Consider the following 15638-nt stretch of genomic DNA (forward strand, 5'->3'; position numbering starts at 1 on the left):
CGCAGCGTAACGAAACGGCTGATCACCGGCACCTTGCTTTGTCCGGTATGGGGCTACGCGCGCGAAAAGACATGGGATGCGGGACGTTAGAGGGCGCAACGAAGGCCGCCTGATACAAAAAGCATCCGGGATTTTCAGCGGGTTAACATTTTGAATCCGTAACCCTGCTGCATCAACAACGAATAATCGCGTTGGATTGCCGATCCTCGGCGTTTTATTGCCCTCTATCTCTTTGTATGCGCCGTTTATCGCTCTTTAACCCGAACAACAACCCGACACCGGCGGGCAGGGCGGGCGGTGTCATAATCCGCATCGTTCCCGCGCTTTTCACCCGACGCGCCTTGATCTAGAAAATTATGTCCGGCAACACGTTAGGCAAGCTATTCACTGTCACCAATTTCGGCGAGTCGCACGGCCCGGCCATCGGCTGCGTGGTCGACGGTTGCCCGCCTGGCCTGCCGCTGGGGCCCGAAGACATCCAGGCCGAACTGGACCGGCGCCGTCCGGGCACATCGCGGCACGTGACCCAGCGCCAGGAAGCGGACCAGGTCGAGATTCTATCCGGCGTTTTCGAAGGCGTGACCACCGGCACGCCCATCGGGCTGCTTATCCGCAACACGGACGCGCGCAGCAAGGACTACAAGAATATCGCCGACACCTTCCGCCCCGGGCACGCCGACTACAGCTATTTCCGCAAGTACGGCGTGCGCGACCCGCGCGGGGGCGGCCGCTCTTCCGCCCGCCTGACCGCGCCCACGGTGGCCGCGGGCGCCATCGCCAAAAAATGGCTGGCCGCCACCCATGGCGTGCGGGTGCGGGGTTACATGAGCCAGTTGGGCCCCATACCGATTCCCTTCGAAAATTGGGATGCGGTGGCCGAAAACCCCTTCTTCGCGCCCAACGCCGGCATCGTTCCCCGGCTGGAGGCCTATATGGACGAACTCCGGCGCGATGGCGACTCCGTGGGCGCCCGCATCGAGGTCGTGGCCCAGCATGCGCCGGCCGGTTGGGGCGAACCGCTTTACGATCGCCTGGACGCCGACATCGCGCACGCCATGATGGGCCTGAATGCCGTCAAGGGGGTTTCCATCGGCGCCGGGTTCGAGAGCATCGCGCAGCGCGGTTCCGAGCATGGCGACGAGATCACGCCGGAAGGGTTCCTGAGCAATCATGCGGGCGGGGTGCTGGGCGGGATTTCCACGGGGCAGGACATTACCGTGTCGCTGGCCATCAAGCCGACCTCCAGCATCCGCGTCGAACGCCGATCCATCGACCGCGCCGGCCAGCCCACCGTCGTGCAGACGCTGGGGCGCCACGATCCCTGCGTCGGCATCCGCGCCACGCCCATCGCCGAGGCGCTGCTGGCCCTGGTGCTGATGGACCACGCCTTGCGGCATCGGGGCCAGTGCGGTTGACCGTCCTGCGGCGCGGGGCCGCGCAAGGATGAACAAGGAGGCAGACATGGTTGTACACAAGCATCGCGGCCGCCGCGGCATGGCGGCCGTATTGGGAAGCGGCGTCCTGGCCCTGTCCGTGCTGGGGGGCTGCGCCAGCGTGCATACCACCCAGGGCGGGGCGGTCGGGGTAGACCGCACGCAGTACATGTCCAGCCTGGTCTCTTCGCAGGACCTGCAGAAGGAGGCCGACCAGCAATACGCCACCATCCTGGCGCAGGCCAAGGCGAAAAACCTCCTGGACGTCGATGCGCAGCAGGTGGCCAGGGTGCGCGCCATCGCCCAGCGGCTGATCGCGCAAGTGGGCGTGTTCCGGCCGGACGCCGCGTCCTGGGGGTGGGAAGTCCATGTGCTGAGCAGCCAGGAAATCAACGCCTGGTGCATGCCCGGCGGCAAGATGGCCGTCTATACCGGCCTGCTGGTGCAGATCAAACCCACCGACGACGAACTGGCCGCCGTGATGGGGCACGAGATCTCCCACGCCCTGCGCGAACATGCGCGCGAGCGGGTTTCCCAGCAGATGGTCACCAGCGTCGGGCTGTCCGTGCTGTCCGTGGTGACGGGCTCCACGGCGGTGTCCGACCTGGGCGGCAAACTGTCGGATGTCATGTTCACGCTGCCCAATAGCCGCACGCACGAGGCCGAGGCCGACCGCATGGGCGTGGAGCTGGCGGCGCGTGCCGGCTACGATCCCTCCGCGGCGGTCTCGCTCTGGCGCAAGATGGCCCAGGTCTCCCAGGGCCAGGCCCAGCCGGAAATCCTGTCTACCCATCCGTCGGCGGAGTCCCGCATCGCGGAGCTGCAGGCCGCGTCGCAGCAGGTCATGCCGCTTTACCAGCAGGCGAAGGGCGCAAAATAAGAAGACGGCATTACGGGCCGGTACACGGTCGGCTCCAACCTGGTACTCCGTGTAACAGTATATCCGCTGCCGTTGTACCGGGATGAGGCCGGGCGCATAATCCTCGCGCCGGCCGCACCAGACCGGCCTCTTCCGCTGCAACCTGTTCGGTGAGTTTCCATGCCCCAAACCCTTTACGACAAGCTCTGGGACGCACACGTCGTCCACCAGGAATCCGACGGTACCTGTTTGCTCTATATCGACCGGCACCTGCTGCATGAGGTCACCAGTCCGCAGGCCTTCGAAGGCCTGGCGCTGGCCGACCGCAAGCCGTGGCGCCTGGACGCGAACCTGGCGGTCGCCGACCACAACGTGCCGACGATCAACCGCGAACAGGGCATCAGCGATCCGATCTCCCGCCTGCAGGTCGACACGCTGGACGAAAACTGCGCCAAGTACGGCGTGACCGAATTCAAGATGAACGACCTGCGCCAGGGCATCGTTCACGTCATCGGGCCGGAGCAGGGCGCGACCCTGCCGGGCATGACGGTGGTCTGCGGCGATTCGCATACCAGCACCCATGGCGCGGTCGGCGCGCTGGCCTTCGGCATCGGCACGTCCGAGGTCGAGCACGTCCTGGCCACGCAGACCCTGCTGATGAAGAAAAGCAAGAGCATGCTGATCAAGGTCGAAGGCGAGTTGCCTTTCGGCTGTACCGCCAAGGATCTGGTGCTGCACGTCATCGGCATTATCGGCACCGCCGGCGGTACCGGACATGCCATCGAGTTCGGCGGCTCCGCCATCCGCTCGCTGTCGGTGGAAGGGCGCATGACGGTGTGCAATATGGCCATCGAGGCCGGCGCGCGCTCGGGCATGGTGGCCGTCGATGACAAGACCATCGAATATTTCCGCGGCCGTCCGTTTTCGCCCGTCGGTGCGCTGTGGGACCAGGCGGTGCAATACTGGCGCACCCTGCATTCCGATCCGGGCGCCAAGTTCGACCGCGTCGTGGAAGTGGACGCGCGCGAAATCAAGCCCCAGGTGACCTGGGGCACGTCGCCCGAAATGGTCTTGTCCGTGGACAGCCGCGTGCCGGATCCGGACCGCGAGAAGGACGACGTGCGCCGCAGCGGCATGGAGCGCGCGCTCGAATACATGGGCCTGAAGCCCAACACCCCCATCACGGATATTCGCGTGGACCGCGTGTTCATCGGTTCCTGCACCAATTCGCGCATCGAGGACCTGCGCGCCGCCGCCGCCGTCGCGCGCGGCAAGCGCGTCGCGTCCAATGTGAAGCAGGCCATGGTGGTGCCGGGCTCCGGCCTGGTCAAGCAGCAGGCCGAGCGCGAAGGACTGGACAAGATCTTCCGCGAGGCGGGCTTCGAATGGCGCGAGCCCGGCTGCTCGATGTGCCTGGCCATGAACGCGGACCGGCTGGAACCGGGCGAGCGTTGCGCCTCGACCTCCAATCGCAATTTCGAAGGACGGCAAGGGCAGGGCGGGCGTACCCATCTGGTCAGCCCCGCCATGGCGGCCGCGGCGGCCGTCGCCGGCCATTTCGTTGACGTCAGGAATTTCCGCTAAAGATCATGCAAGCATTCACGCACCACGAGGGCCTGGTGGCCCCGCTCGACCGCGAAAACGTCGACACCGACCTGATCATCCCGAAGCAGTTCCTGAAGTCCATCAAGCGCTCCGGCTTCGGTCCGAATCTGTTCGACGAGATCCGCTACCTGGATCACGGCGAACCGGGAATGGACAACAGCAAGCGTCCGCTGAATCCCGATTTCGTGCTGAACCAGCCGCGCTACCAGGGGGCATCCATCCTGCTGGCGCGCAAGAACTTCGGCTGCGGATCCAGCCGCGAGCACGCGCCCTGGGCCCTGCAACAGTACGGCTTTCGCGCGATCATCGCGCCGTCGTACGCGGATATCTTCTTCAATAACAGCTTCAAGAACGGCCTGCTGCCGGTGGTTCTTTCCGAGCTGGACGTCGCGCGCCTGTTCGACGAGGTCAGGGCCTTCCCCGGCTACAAGCTGCGCATCGACCTGGAAGGCCAGGTCGTGATGACGCCGGAGGGCCGCGGTATTCCCTTCGATATCGAGCCCTTCCGCAAGTACTGCCTGGTCAACGGCTTCGACGATATCGCACTGACGCTGCGGCAGTCGGACAAGATCCGTGCGTTCGAGGCCGAGCGCCTGGCGCGCCATCCCTGGCTGCAATCCCGTCCGCTGGCGTGATCCGGCGAGCCTGATTTTTCGCCGGCGCGATCCGGCGAGCCCGAAGCCCGCCGGCCGGGTCCGGCGAGCCTGATTCTTATTTGGATGCATTGATGACACACAAGATTGCGGTCCTTCCCGGCGACGGTATCGGCCCCGAGATCGTCGACCAGGCCTTGCGCGTCCTGGGCGCCCTGAAGCTGGACCTGGATATCGAGCAAGCCGCGGTCGGTGGCGCGGCCTTCGACAAGTTCGAGCACCCGCTGCCGCCCGCCACGCTGCAACTCGCGCAGTCGGCGCGCGCCGTCCTGTTCGGCGCCGTGGGCGACTGGAAGTACGACAGCCTGCCGCGCGAATTCCGTCCGGAACAGGCCATCCTGGGCCTGCGCAAGTCGCTGTCGCTGTTCGCCAACCTGCGGCCGGCCATTCTGTATCCCGAGCTGGCCAACGCCTCGTCGCTCAAGCCCGAAGTGGTGTCCGGCCTGGACATCCTGATCGTGCGCGAACTGACGGGCGATATTTATTTCGGCACGCCGCGCGGCGTGCGCAGCGCACCCGATGGCGGCTTCGCCGGCGAGCGAGAAGGCTACGACACCATGCGCTACAGCGAGCCCGAAGTGCGCCGCATCGCGCGCATCGGCTTCGAGGCCGCCCGCAAGCGCAATCGCAAGCTGTGCAGCGTGGACAAGGCCAATGTGCTGGAGACCTCGCAATTCTGGCGCGAGATCGTCACCGAGGTGGCGCGCGAGTATCCCGATGTGGCGCTGTCCCATATGTACGTCGACAACGCCGCCATGCAACTGGTGCGCGCCCCGCGGGAATTCGACGTGATCGTCACGGGCAATCTGTTCGGCGACATCCTGTCCGACGAGGCCGCCATGCTGACCGGCTCCATCGGCATGCTGCCCTCGGCGTCGCTGAACGCCAATGGGCAGGGCCTGTACGAGCCCAGCCATGGCTCGGCGCCCGACATCGCCGGCAAGGGCGTGGCCAATCCGCTGGCCACCATCCTGTCCGCGGCCATGATGCTGCGTTACTCGCTGGACCTGCCGGCCCAGGCCGACCGCATCGAAACCGCCGTCCGCGCCGTGCTGGCGCAGGGCCTGCGCACCGCCGACATCCATGAGCCGGGCACGACGAAGGTCGGTACGGCCCAGATGGGCGACGCCGTGCTGAAGGCGCTGGCGTCGTAAATACCCGTCATTCGGCCTGGGGGACGCCCTCGCCCCTCCCTGGATGGGGGGCGAGGGCGCTCTTTCTGATAAATTGTGGGTTTGTCGAGCGAAAAGCGTGCATTTAGGACGTTTCTTCGCTATTTTCCTTTCTTTCTCCTTATTCCCTGACATCAAGAGCGTACGAAATGAGCAATGCAGTGGGCCTCGTCGGTTGGCGTGGCATGGTCGGATCGGTACTGATGCAACGCATGCGCGAAGAAAACGACTTCGCGCTGTTCGAGCCGGTCTTCTTCTCCACGAGTAACGCCGGCGCGGCGGCCCCCAAATGGGCCGAAGGCGCGGGCGCCCTGCAAGATGCCTACGATATCGATGCGCTCAAGAAACTCCCCATCATTGTGACGGCCCAGGGCGGCGACTACACCAGCGCCGTCTATCCCAAGCTGCGCGGCGCGGGCTGGAGCGGCCTGTGGATCGACGCCGCCAGTACCTTGCGCATGGCCGACGACGCCATCATCGTGCTGGATCCGGTCAATCGCCCGGTCATCGACGCGGCGCTCAAGCGCGGCGTGCGCAATTTCATCGGCGGCAATTGCACCGTCAGCTGCATGCTCATGGGCCTGGCCGGCCTGTTCAATAACGACCTGGTCGAATGGATGACCTCCATGACGTACCAGGCCGCCTCGGGCGGCGGTGCGCAGCACATGCGCGAGCTGCTGACCCAGTTCGGCCTGCTGAACGAGTCGGTCAAGCCGCTGCTGGACGACCCGGCTTCGGCCATCCTGGACATCGACCGCGGCGTGCTGGGCAAGCAGAAGGACGCCAACCTGCCGCGCGAGCATTTCGGCGTGCCCCTGGCCGGCAACCTGATTCCGTGGATCGACAAGGACCTGGGCAACGGCGTATCGCGCGAGGAATGGAAGGGCGGCGCCGAGACCAACAAGATCCTGGGCCGCGGCGAGGGCTTCGGGACGCCCGCCACGCCGGTCGACGGTCTGTGCGTGCGCATCGGCGCGATGCGCTGCCACAGCCAGGCGCTGACCATCAAGCTGAAGCGCGACGTGCCGCTGGACGAGCTTGGCGACATCATCGCCAGCGGTACGCAATGGGCCAAGGTCATCCCGAACACCAAGGAAGCCACCGTGGAAGCCCTGACCCCCGTGGCGGTCACCGGTACGCTGGATATCCCGGTCGGCCGCCTGCGCAAGATGTCCATGGGCCCCGAGTACCTGAGCGCTTTCACCGTGGGCGATCAATTGCTGTGGGGCGCGGCCGAGCCGCTGCGCCGCATGCTGCGCATCGCGCTCGCCGAAGCCTGATCGCATGGCCCGCCGCCGGCAGGCGGCGCCGGCGCACCAAGGGCACCCACGGTGCCCTTGTCGTTTCAGCATCCCTATAGGTAAGTTACACTTTCAAACGCGGCAACTGCCCGCCTTTGCGGAAAACAGGCTTATGACGCTACGCTCGCTGCGCCCCTCGTCCATCCCGAGCCGACACGCGACGCGCCTCGCCATCGTGCTCGCCCTTGGTTGCGCGATCAGCGCTCCCGCCCACGCGCTCCGCCTTGCGCACAGCCGGGTGGTGTCGGCGCCCAATGCCCCCTTGCAAGTGCTGGTCGGCATCGCGGACCTGACGCCGGATGAACAGCGCTCCCTGATGGCTACGCTGGCCGACCCGGCCGCCTGGGAACGGGCCGGCGTCACGCCGCCGGTGCCGCTGTCCAGCCTGACCTTGCGCCTGGAAGGCGGTAGCAGCGCCACGCGGCGCAATCTTCGAATTTCTTCGCCTGAAGCGGCCAAGGGTCCCGTCGTCGACCTGCTGCTGAATCTCGGCACCAGCGAAGGACAGCGGCAGGTGCAGGTCAGCGTGATGCAGACCGCCGGCGGTTTCCCCGGCCTGGTCTCGCAGGCCCAGGTGGGCGGCACCCGGGCCGGCCGGGGCGCCAGCGCCGGTTCGGTCGCGGTGCGGCAAGGCGATACGCTCTACGGCATCGCGCAGAGCAACGCGGTGCCCGATGCGACGCTGTACCAGATGCTGGTCGCGCTGTGGCGCGCCAACCCGAACGCCTTCATCCAGAACAATATGAACCTCGTGAAAGCGGGCGCGACCCTGGTCGTGCCCGATGCCGCGACGGTTCGCGCCATCGATCCGGCCGAAGCGCGCCGGATTTTCATCGAACAGCAGGAAGCCTACGCGCGCTATCGCGCCCGGCTGGCCGGCGCCGCGGCCCAGGGCGCGGCGGCCGCTGCAGCGGCCAGCTCGGCTGCCGGGCAGGTTGGCGGCGGGCAGTCCACGGCCACGCCCGAATCGCCCCCGCAGGATCGCTTGCGGCTGTCCAGCGGACAGCCCGGGCAGGGCAACGCCCAGGCGCAGGCTCAGTCCCAGGCCGATGCGCAAACGTCCATGGCCAAGGCCACCGAGGACGCGCAGCAGCGCGTGGATCAACTGGAACGCAACGTCAAGGATTTGAACGATGCGCTGGCCGCCCGGCAAGGCGGCGACCGGTCGGGCAGCGGTGCCGCGGGCGGTGGTGCCGCGGGCGGTGCCGGTGGCAACCAGCCCGGCGGCCTGGCCCTGCCCGGGCTGGGCGGTGCGTCGTCGGCTGCCGGCGGCGGTGCGGCCGCGTCACGGCAGGGCGCCGGCCCGCAGCAGGGTAGCGGTACGCAGTCCGGCAGCGGCGCGCAGCAAGGCAGCAGCGCTACGCAGGCCGGCGGGGCCCCGCGGCCTGGCGGCGGCACGGCTTCCACGGGCGGTTCGTCCATGGATACAGCCCCTGGGCCGCTTGCCCAGGCGGGGTCCGGGACGGGACAAGGCGGCGCGGCGCAGGCGGGCGATGGCTCGCGCCCGGCCGCCGGCGGTACGGCTTCGGGCGAGGCGCGCACGAGCGGTCAGGCCGGTGCCGGTGCCGCAGGCGCCGGTGCAACGGGTGCGTCCGGATCCGGGGGCACTGCCGGCCCCGCAGGCGGCTCCGGCTCCGCGGGCAGTGGCGCATCCGGTCCTGGCATTTCGGGCGATGCGTCCAACCTGGGCGGTACGTCGGGTACAAGCGGCAGCCCCGGTTCCGGGGCCGCCGCGGCCGGCGGGGCTTCGGCCCAGACGGGCGGAGCCGGGGCCGGTGGCACCGGTATCTCTCCATCTGGCGGCGCCTCGACGCCATCCGCCAACGCGGGCGGCGCTACCCAGGCGGGTGGCTCCACGGGCGCGGGGCCGGCTATGACGACCGGCCCCGGCAACGCGGCTTCCGGCGAGGCTTCCGACGGCGCGAAGCCGCAGGATACGTCGGGCCTGCCGTCCTGGCTGTCCGACAATCTGCTCATTATCCTGACCGCCGTCCTGGCCCTGGTCGCCTTCGTGATCGCCTGGCTGCTGCGCCGTGCCGCCATGCGGCGCGACGAAGACCAGGACGACATCGACGACGAACTCTACATGACCGAGATCGACCCGAAGGCCATCGATCGACGCCTGGACGGCATCAATCTGGACCTGGACGAACCGCCGCTCGAGGACGACCGGCGGCGTGCCGGTCCGGCGCGGACCTGAGCGATGCCGCGTCTGGCCCTGGGCCTGGCGTACGACGGCTCGGCCTGGCAGGGTTGGCAGACGCAGCCGCACCGGCGGACCGTGCAGGACACGCTGGAGTCCGCCTTGCAGCAGTTCCTGGCGGTGCCGGCGGGCACGGTATGCGCGGGCCGTACCGATGCGGGCGTGCATGCCGCCATGCAGGTCGTGCATCTGGACACCGAGGTCCATCGCCGTCCGGAATCCTGGGTGCGCGGCCTGAACGCCTTGTTGCCGCCCAGTATCGCCGTGCGCTGGGCGCGCGCGGTGCCGGACACCTTCCATGCACGGTTCTCCGCCCTGTCGCGGACTTATACCTACCTGTTGTGGAACGACCGCGTACGTCCGGCGCTATGGGCAGGGCGGGCCGGCTGGTGCTTCCAGCCCCTGGATGTCGACGCCATGCGGGCGGCCGCCGCGGCACTGCTCGGCGAACATGATTTCAGCAGCTTCCGGTCATCCCAGTGCCAGGCGCGCCATCCGGTGCGCACCTTGCATCGGCTGGAAATCGCGGCGCAAGGCCGCTTCCTGGTTTTTACCTTGCAGGCCAACGCCTTCCTGCACCACATGGTGCGCAACATCCTGGGTGCGCTGCTGCAAGTCGGGCAGGGCAGGCAAGCGTCGTCCTGGATGAGCGACTTGCTCGCGGCACGCGATCGCACCCAGGGCGCGCCCACCTTCATGCCGGATGGGCTGTACCTGTCCGCGATCGAGTACGCGCCGGCATTCGGCCTGGATGACCTGGACGGACGCGAGCATCTGCTGGCGCCTTTCCACTGAAACGGCCGTCGGGCGAACGGCTTGGCCAGGATGCTGGCGTTAAACTATCGGTTTTCTCCGCGCGCGAGATCGCGCCACGTTCCTCATCCCCATGCGCACGCGCGTCAAAATCTGCGGCATGACCCGCCCCGAAGATATCGCCGCCGCCGTCGAGGCGGGCGCCGATGCGGTCGGCTTGATCTTCTATCCCAAGAGCAAGCGCTACGTCACGCTGGAGCAGGCGGCTCGCCTGCGCCGCGCGGTGCCGGCTTTCGTCGACGTCGTCGCGCTGTTCGTCAATGCCGAAGACGAGACGGTCAAACAGGTCCTGGACACCGTGGGCCCCGATTTGCTGCAGTTCCATGGCGACGAGACACCGGCCGCCTGCGAACGGCACGGCCGCCGCTACATGAAGGCCTTCCGCGTGGGCGGCCCGGGCGCCGAGACCGCGGCGCAGCTGGCGCAAACCTGCGCGGGCTACCGTGGCGCGGCCGGCTGGTTGTTCGACAGTTATTCCGCGGGATACGGCGGCAGCGGGCTGGCCTTTGAGCACGCGTTGCTGCAGGACGTGCGCGCGGACAGGCAGGGCGCACCCATCATCCTGTCGGGTGGCCTGTCGCCGGACAACGTCCAGGCGGCCGTTGCCGCCCTGCGGCCCTATGCCGTGGATGTCAGCAGCGGCGTGGAAGACTGCCCCGGGATCAAGTCCGCCGCGCGCATCCGTTCATTCCTGCAGGCCGTCCGCCGCGCGGACCAGGACGCCGCCCGGGATGCCCCTGACCTGGCCGGTGTGGCGGCCCAGCTGGGGTAGGCGTTTCGCAGGGGAGTGCGCCCGGCATGCTGACGATCTGGGGCCGCCGTACGTCGTCCAATGTCCAGGCGCTGATGTGGTGCGTGGGCGAGCTCGGGCTACCCTATCGGCGCCACGACATCGGCCATCGCCACGGCGGCAACGATACTCCGGCCTTCCTGGCCATGAATCCCAACGGTACCGTGCCCGTGCTGAGGGACGGCGACGACGAGCCCTTGTGGGAGACCGGCGCCATCCTGCGCTATCTGGCCACCCGGTACGCCGAGGCCGCCTTCTGGCCCCTGGACCTGCGCGCACGCACCCACGTCGATAAATGGGCCGAGTGGGCAAAGCTGAACGTCGCCATGAATTTCACCGTGCCGGTGTTCTGGCACGTCGTCCGCACCGCTAGTCGGGACAAAAATCCGGCGGCGCTGGCCCAGGCGCTGGACGTCCTGGGAAAGAAGCTGGATATCGCCGAAGCGCGATTGACGTCCCACGCCTTCCTGGCGGGCGATCGGTTCACCCTGGCGGACATCCAGCTCGGGCATGTGCTCTATCGCTATTTCGATATCGACATCCCGCGCGCGGACCGGCCGGCACTGCGCCGCTACTACGAGATGCTGGCCGACCGTCCTGCCTTCCGCGAGCACGTGATGGTCTCCTACGACGAACTCCGCGTCGCCTAGGATGCCTTCTCGGTGCAGGCCGTGCCCCACGTAGCCGTCATGGTTGTCTAGCGGTGCAGCGTGATTTGACGGCGCCCGAATGGCCCTATATAATTTTTCTTCTTTGCAGGCGGTTAGCTCAGCTGGTTAGAGCGCTACGTTGACATCGTAGAGGTCGTTGGTTCGATTCCAATACCGCCTACCACCGAATACACAAAGCAGCGCCAAGCGCTGTGCAGAACCCGCGTAAGCTATATCGAGCTCGCGGGTTTTTTTTCGTCTGAATCATCCGTCTTGTCCAGCGCAAGCAACGGTAGTTGTCCAGCGCACGCAAGCGCCGCCGGACGCCTTTATTCCGTGTAGGGATGGGTGATCTGCGATATGGGCGCTTAGCCGCGCGACCCGAGGACCTTCGGTACATCCGCATGTGAAACATCGTAGGTTCGCAATCAGCGAGTACCGGGCAGGGACGCCATTACAAGGACGAGCTAGGCTAACGCCTGCGGCAACAGGATTCCGCCCGGTCGACCCATGCGGAAAGTCACTGTGAATCGTCGTGGCCTAAAAAAATTTGGGATGGGGGAGCCATCCGGTGCTGCGCCGAGCGCCGCGCGCGCCAGCCACATCGTGGAAAAGTCTGTCCACCGGCCCCTTGGCCAGTCGATCAGCGTCAGGCTGCGCTTATGTTCAGATAAACAGTGCGATATCTATTTCCCTGAAGAGCGAGGGCCAAGAGCAGCTTCCCTTTTTGGGGGGCGACAGTATGGCCAGGCGCTGCAAGTGGCTGCTACAGAAACTGCGTTCCGGGCGGCCGTGGTTGCGGCGCCTGTTTTGGCGCAGGGGGCGCGGGCTTTGGCGGCTTCGATTCAGCACCGCCGCCTGGTGACCGGGAGTTTTGCCCGGACCGCTGAGCGTTGACGACTGCATCACACGTAGCGCGTGTCCACAGCAGGCTTTCGGCAAAGCCTCTCAGGGAATACGTCTCCGTGACGGCGCGTTTGTTGCCGCCTTCGGAAGGTTCGAGCTTGAGCCGCACGAACCGTCCTTTGCCAAGGTCCCCCAACAGCTGGCGAAAGCTTGGCGTGGCTGCCAGCAATAGAAATCCGGCTGTGTCGCCCATCGTGGCGGAGTAAACACCTTCGAGGTAGTAAGGGTCTCCATCGTCGACGCGAATGACTAGCGGAATCCGTAGCGGTCCGACGTCCTTTTCCTGCGGCGAGCTATGTGGAAAGCCGACCAGCAGATCCAGCTGGCACCGCGGCACGTATGCGTCGATGATTAGAAGGCTGTCACCGGTGCGGCTTGGAGCGTCCATCCGGATTCGCGCTTCAGTCTTGTTTGCCAAGCCAAAGGCTTCCCAGTCGCCGTATTGCACCTTATCCGTGGTTTTGCCCCGTGTCACTTGTGCCATGCAGGGAACCGCAATCAGCGCTGCGGCCAGGCTCAGAGCGCAGAATATCCGTGGGCAGTGCATAAAGCTTACCCTTTGATTACCAACCAAACGGGCTTCCGCGCTTCGCGCCCGGGGTTCCCGTGTAGGGGTTGGTATTGCCCTTGGTGGACCAGTTGTTGTTCAACGAGTTGTCTGGCATGGAACGCTGATGCGGCGCAACGTACGTTCCATTGCTGCGGCTGTATCCCTGGACGCCGGTCGAGTACGGATTCGGCCCGCTACCGTAGCTGGGCATGGCCGGTCGGGGCGCCGAATAAACAGGAGGACGGTACGTCTGCCCGCCGAAGGACCCGTATCCGCCTGCCGCATGCGCCAGCTGCGTGGCCAGCGAAAGCGATAGTGCCGCCCCAAATGCCAGAACTTTCATCTCGCGCTCCTTATGGTCTGCCTTGCGTGACCTTTGTCTTTGCGTAGATACAATGAGAAACGTTAGACGTTTCTTGTCACATAGTCTACCTCGCTTCCCGGAAGAAGTGCTGCGTTTCTCCACAGCCCCGTGTTGCGACAGGCGGCGCAGGACGCAGGGGGATGAGCCTTATTGTTGTGAACATCGACGATCCCATGACAGCTCCGCCCCAAGGATGCTTCGTATCGGGCTGCAAAAGAACGCGGAGATTTCGTTACGAAGCAAAACAGCAGGTGAGTACTCTCTTTCTTACACTCAGCGTCCCCCAATCCATACCGAGGATCACATGAGGCTGTTTATCGGTTTGCTGCTCGCCGCGAGCCTACTTAGTTCCTGTGCCGTCTATACCCCAAGCGGTGCGGTTGTCGTCGATCCGCACGGCGGTGGTGGCGGAGGAGGGTTCTGCCCGCCGGGACAGGCGAAGAAGGGCAACTGCTGACCTGTCAGTCTCGCGACGATACCGATGCAGATAGGGAGAGGTGCGACACCGTAGGGGCACGGTGCTTCCCCGTCGAGACATACGCGTGCGCACGGTCGCCGCGCGATAGCGGGTGTTGGGGCCGTGTGCCACCCTCCTTGACGGTCGCCCGCCCTCTGAATGAATCGCTTCCGGACCCGATGCAGTGAATAGGTCTGCTTTTTCCTGGCCTACCCCAGGGTACGCGCGCGGGTCTATTCAGAATTCCAGGTCTACGTCCCGCGGTTGGCCGCTTCGGCCAGCGACGCGGGCGTTTTCACTGTCCGGAAGTGAGAGGCTTATCCGTGCATCGTCTGGCGCAGCGCGCGCGCTTTTCTTTATGGCACATGGTGTACCTGCTCCTGGCTGTCGCGCTGCCGTTCCTGCTGGCGATACCCATTGTTCTTCACCAGGCCGAACGTCGTGCCCAGGACCAGCTGCGCATCGTCGAAAACCTGATCATCTCGCAGTCCGAGAACATCGTGGCGCATGCCATCCAGGTGGCGTCGGAGATCGATCCCCTGGCGGGGCAGTCGTGCAAGAACATCGCCCGAGCCCTGCGGGAAGCCGGCTCGCTCAGGCCGTACTTCCGCACCCTGGCCGTGATCGACCGCAACGTCATGTATTGCTCTTCGGTCAGCGGCCCGCTGGATCGGCCTCTGGCGCAGATCGTGCCCGGCATGACCCGGCTGCCGCCCGGCGTGACGCTATCCACCGTCCCGGGCACGCCCCTGGTGCCCAATCGCGCCGCCTTATTCGTGTTCCTGGGCATTGCCGACGGGCGCGGCGTGCTGGCCAGCGTGGATGGCCAATACCTGCATGACATCATCGCCGCGGTCGACCAGGGCGGCAACTACGCGGCGCAGATGCGCATCGGCAGCGGCCACGCCCTGAATGCCACCGGCATCCACGATTGGGAGTCTTCCGCGCCCGCGGACAATGGCGGGATCACGGTCACCCGCCAATCGGCGCTTTACCCCATCGAAGTGCGCGCCACGCTCAGCGCCGGACGGCTGGCCGCCTATCATCGGGCGCTGTGGCTGCAGTACATCCCTTTCGTTGCCATCGCGTCCGCGCTACTGGCCTACCTGGTCCATCGCGTCAACACGCGCCGCATCGCCATGGCGACGGAGATCCGCCGCGGCATGCGTCGCCGCGAGTTCTGTGTGCTGTACCAGCCCATCGTGGACCTGGCCACGGGCGCCTGCGTGGGCGCCGAGGCCCTGCTGCGATGGCGCCATCCCGTCTACGGCATCGTGCAGCCCGAACTCTTCTATCCCCTGGTCGGCGAGAGCGCACTGGCCATGCGCCTGACCCGTCACCTGCTTTGCCTGATACAGCGCGACCTGGGGGCGGCGGCGTTGCCGCCGGGCTTCCACCTGAACATCAACCTGAATGCGGAACACCTGTGCCGGCGCGAGCTCGTGGGCGATGTCGAGCGTTTCCTGCATGGCTTCAAGGGTGTGAGCCCGCGGCTGATCTTCGAACTGACGGAGCGCAAGGGCTTTCCGGATACGGCAGCCGTATTGAGCAATATGCGCGCCTTGCGCGCCATCGGCGTGGCCTTCGCCATCGATGATTTCGGTACCGGACACAGCTCGCTGGCCTGTCTGGAAAAGATCACGGTCGACTATCTGAAGATCGCCAAGGGCTTTGTTTCCGTCATCGATACGGATGCCGTCAATGCGCCCGTGCTGGAATTGATCATCTCGCTGGGCGGACGCTTGGGCGTGGCCCTGATCGGCGAAGGGATAGAAACCGAAACCCAGGCCGCTTATCTGCGCGCGAAAGGCGTCACGCTGGCGCAAGGCGGGCTTTTTTCGCCGCCGGTTCCGGCCATTTCGCTGCTGGCGGGCCTATAAGG

Annotated in this window: 13 protein-coding genes and 1 tRNA gene; 12 read left to right on the top strand and 2 right to left on the bottom strand. The window is 66.1% G+C overall.

The window, feature by feature from the left end; genetic code table 11:
• Positions 1–356 precede the first annotated feature (356 nt).
• From aroC to BAU06_RS09585, 11 genes are all read left to right on the top strand, one after another.
• Positions 357–1415, top strand: a complete 1059-nt coding sequence (gene aroC / locus BAU06_RS09535) for a chorismate synthase (protein WP_066347704.1) — start codon at positions 357–359, stop codon at positions 1413–1415.
• A 79-nt stretch (positions 1416–1494) separates the two neighbouring features.
• Positions 1495–2313 carry a M48 family metallopeptidase gene (locus tag BAU06_RS09540; RefSeq protein WP_231934073.1) on the top strand — a complete coding sequence of 273 codons (819 nt, stop codon included), beginning with the start codon at positions 1495–1497 and terminating at the stop codon, positions 2311–2313.
• 159 nt (positions 2314–2472) lie between these two features.
• Complete coding sequence (gene leuC, locus BAU06_RS09545; protein WP_066347710.1) at positions 2473–3876, top strand: 3-isopropylmalate dehydratase large subunit; 1404 nt, start codon at positions 2473–2475, stop codon at positions 3874–3876.
• 5 nt (positions 3877–3881) lie between these two features.
• Positions 3882–4532, top strand: coding sequence for a 3-isopropylmalate dehydratase small subunit (leuD, locus tag BAU06_RS09550; RefSeq protein WP_066347713.1), 651 nt, complete (start codon positions 3882–3884; stop codon positions 4530–4532).
• 92 nt (positions 4533–4624) lie between these two features.
• Complete coding sequence (leuB, locus tag BAU06_RS09555) at positions 4625–5704, top strand: 3-isopropylmalate dehydrogenase (protein WP_066347714.1); 1080 nt, start codon at positions 4625–4627, stop codon at positions 5702–5704.
• 167 nt (positions 5705–5871) lie between these two features.
• A complete protein-coding gene (asd, locus tag BAU06_RS09560) occupies positions 5872–7002 on the top strand; it encodes an aspartate-semialdehyde dehydrogenase (protein WP_066347717.1) in 1131 nt (376 codons plus the stop codon).
• Positions 7003–7135: 133 nt separating this feature from the next.
• Positions 7136–9223 (top strand): type IV pilus assembly protein FimV, encoded by a 2088-nt coding sequence (locus BAU06_RS09565; protein WP_066347721.1) that lies wholly within the window; start codon positions 7136–7138, stop codon positions 9221–9223.
• A gap of 3 nt (positions 9224–9226) precedes the next feature.
• Positions 9227–10021 carry a tRNA pseudouridine(38-40) synthase TruA gene (gene truA, locus BAU06_RS09570; RefSeq protein ID WP_066347723.1) on the top strand — a complete coding sequence of 265 codons (795 nt, stop codon included), beginning with the start codon at positions 9227–9229 and terminating at the stop codon, positions 10019–10021.
• 91 nt (positions 10022–10112) lie between these two features.
• A complete protein-coding gene (locus BAU06_RS09575) occupies positions 10113–10811 on the top strand; it encodes a phosphoribosylanthranilate isomerase (protein ID WP_066347728.1) in 699 nt (232 codons plus the stop codon).
• Between the two features lie 26 nt (positions 10812–10837).
• Positions 10838–11479 (top strand): glutathione S-transferase family protein, encoded by a 642-nt coding sequence (locus tag BAU06_RS09580; RefSeq protein WP_066347734.1) that lies wholly within the window; start codon positions 10838–10840, stop codon positions 11477–11479.
• 107 nt (positions 11480–11586) lie between these two features.
• Positions 11587–11663, top strand: a tRNA-Val gene (locus BAU06_RS09585).
• A gap of 582 nt (positions 11664–12245) precedes the next feature.
• On the opposite strand, the gene BAU06_RS26580 is transcribed toward BAU06_RS09585, so the two are convergent.
• Together BAU06_RS26580 and BAU06_RS26060 are read right to left on the bottom strand one after the other, a co-directional pair.
• Positions 12246–12869, bottom strand: a complete 624-nt coding sequence (locus BAU06_RS26580; RefSeq protein ID WP_156770197.1) for a hypothetical protein — start codon at positions 12867–12869, stop codon at positions 12246–12248.
• Positions 12870–12948: 79 nt separating this feature from the next.
• Positions 12949–13278 (bottom strand): hypothetical protein, encoded by a 330-nt coding sequence (locus tag BAU06_RS26060; protein WP_082988096.1) that lies wholly within the window; start codon positions 13276–13278, stop codon positions 12949–12951.
• Positions 13279–14079: 801 nt separating this feature from the next.
• Here BAU06_RS26060 and BAU06_RS09590 point away from each other — a divergent pair.
• Positions 14080–15636 (top strand): EAL domain-containing protein, encoded by a 1557-nt coding sequence (locus BAU06_RS09590; protein ID WP_156770199.1) that lies wholly within the window; start codon positions 14080–14082, stop codon positions 15634–15636.
• The last annotated feature ends 2 nt before the right edge of the window (positions 15637–15638 follow it).

The sequence above is a fragment of the Bordetella bronchialis genome, assembly GCF_001676705.1.
Taxonomy (GTDB): Bacteria; Pseudomonadota; Gammaproteobacteria; order Burkholderiales; family Burkholderiaceae_B; genus Bordetella_C; species Bordetella_C bronchialis.

Coding starts and splice junctions, on each gene's coding strand:
- aroC (WP_066347704.1), top strand. CDS start 357: ATGTCCGGCAACACGTTAGGCAAGCTATTCACTGTCACCAATTTCGGC.
- BAU06_RS09540 (WP_231934073.1), top strand. CDS start 1,495: ATGGCGGCCGTATTGGGAAGCGGCGTCCTGGCCCTGTCCGTGCTGGGG.
- leuC (WP_066347710.1), top strand. CDS start 2,473: ATGCCCCAAACCCTTTACGACAAGCTCTGGGACGCACACGTCGTCCAC.
- leuD (WP_066347713.1), top strand. CDS start 3,882: ATGCAAGCATTCACGCACCACGAGGGCCTGGTGGCCCCGCTCGACCGC.
- leuB (WP_066347714.1), top strand. CDS start 4,625: ATGACACACAAGATTGCGGTCCTTCCCGGCGACGGTATCGGCCCCGAG.
- asd (WP_066347717.1), top strand. CDS start 5,872: ATGAGCAATGCAGTGGGCCTCGTCGGTTGGCGTGGCATGGTCGGATCG.
- BAU06_RS09565 (WP_066347721.1), top strand. CDS start 7,136: ATGACGCTACGCTCGCTGCGCCCCTCGTCCATCCCGAGCCGACACGCG.
- truA (WP_066347723.1), top strand. CDS start 9,227: ATGCCGCGTCTGGCCCTGGGCCTGGCGTACGACGGCTCGGCCTGGCAG.
- BAU06_RS09575 (WP_066347728.1), top strand. CDS start 10,113: ATGCGCACGCGCGTCAAAATCTGCGGCATGACCCGCCCCGAAGATATC.
- BAU06_RS09580 (WP_066347734.1), top strand. CDS start 10,838: ATGCTGACGATCTGGGGCCGCCGTACGTCGTCCAATGTCCAGGCGCTG.
- BAU06_RS26580 (WP_156770197.1), bottom strand. CDS start 12,869: ATGGCACAAGTGACACGGGGCAAAACCACGGATAAGGTGCAATACGGC.
- BAU06_RS26060 (WP_082988096.1), bottom strand. CDS start 13,278: ATGAAAGTTCTGGCATTTGGGGCGGCACTATCGCTTTCGCTGGCCACG.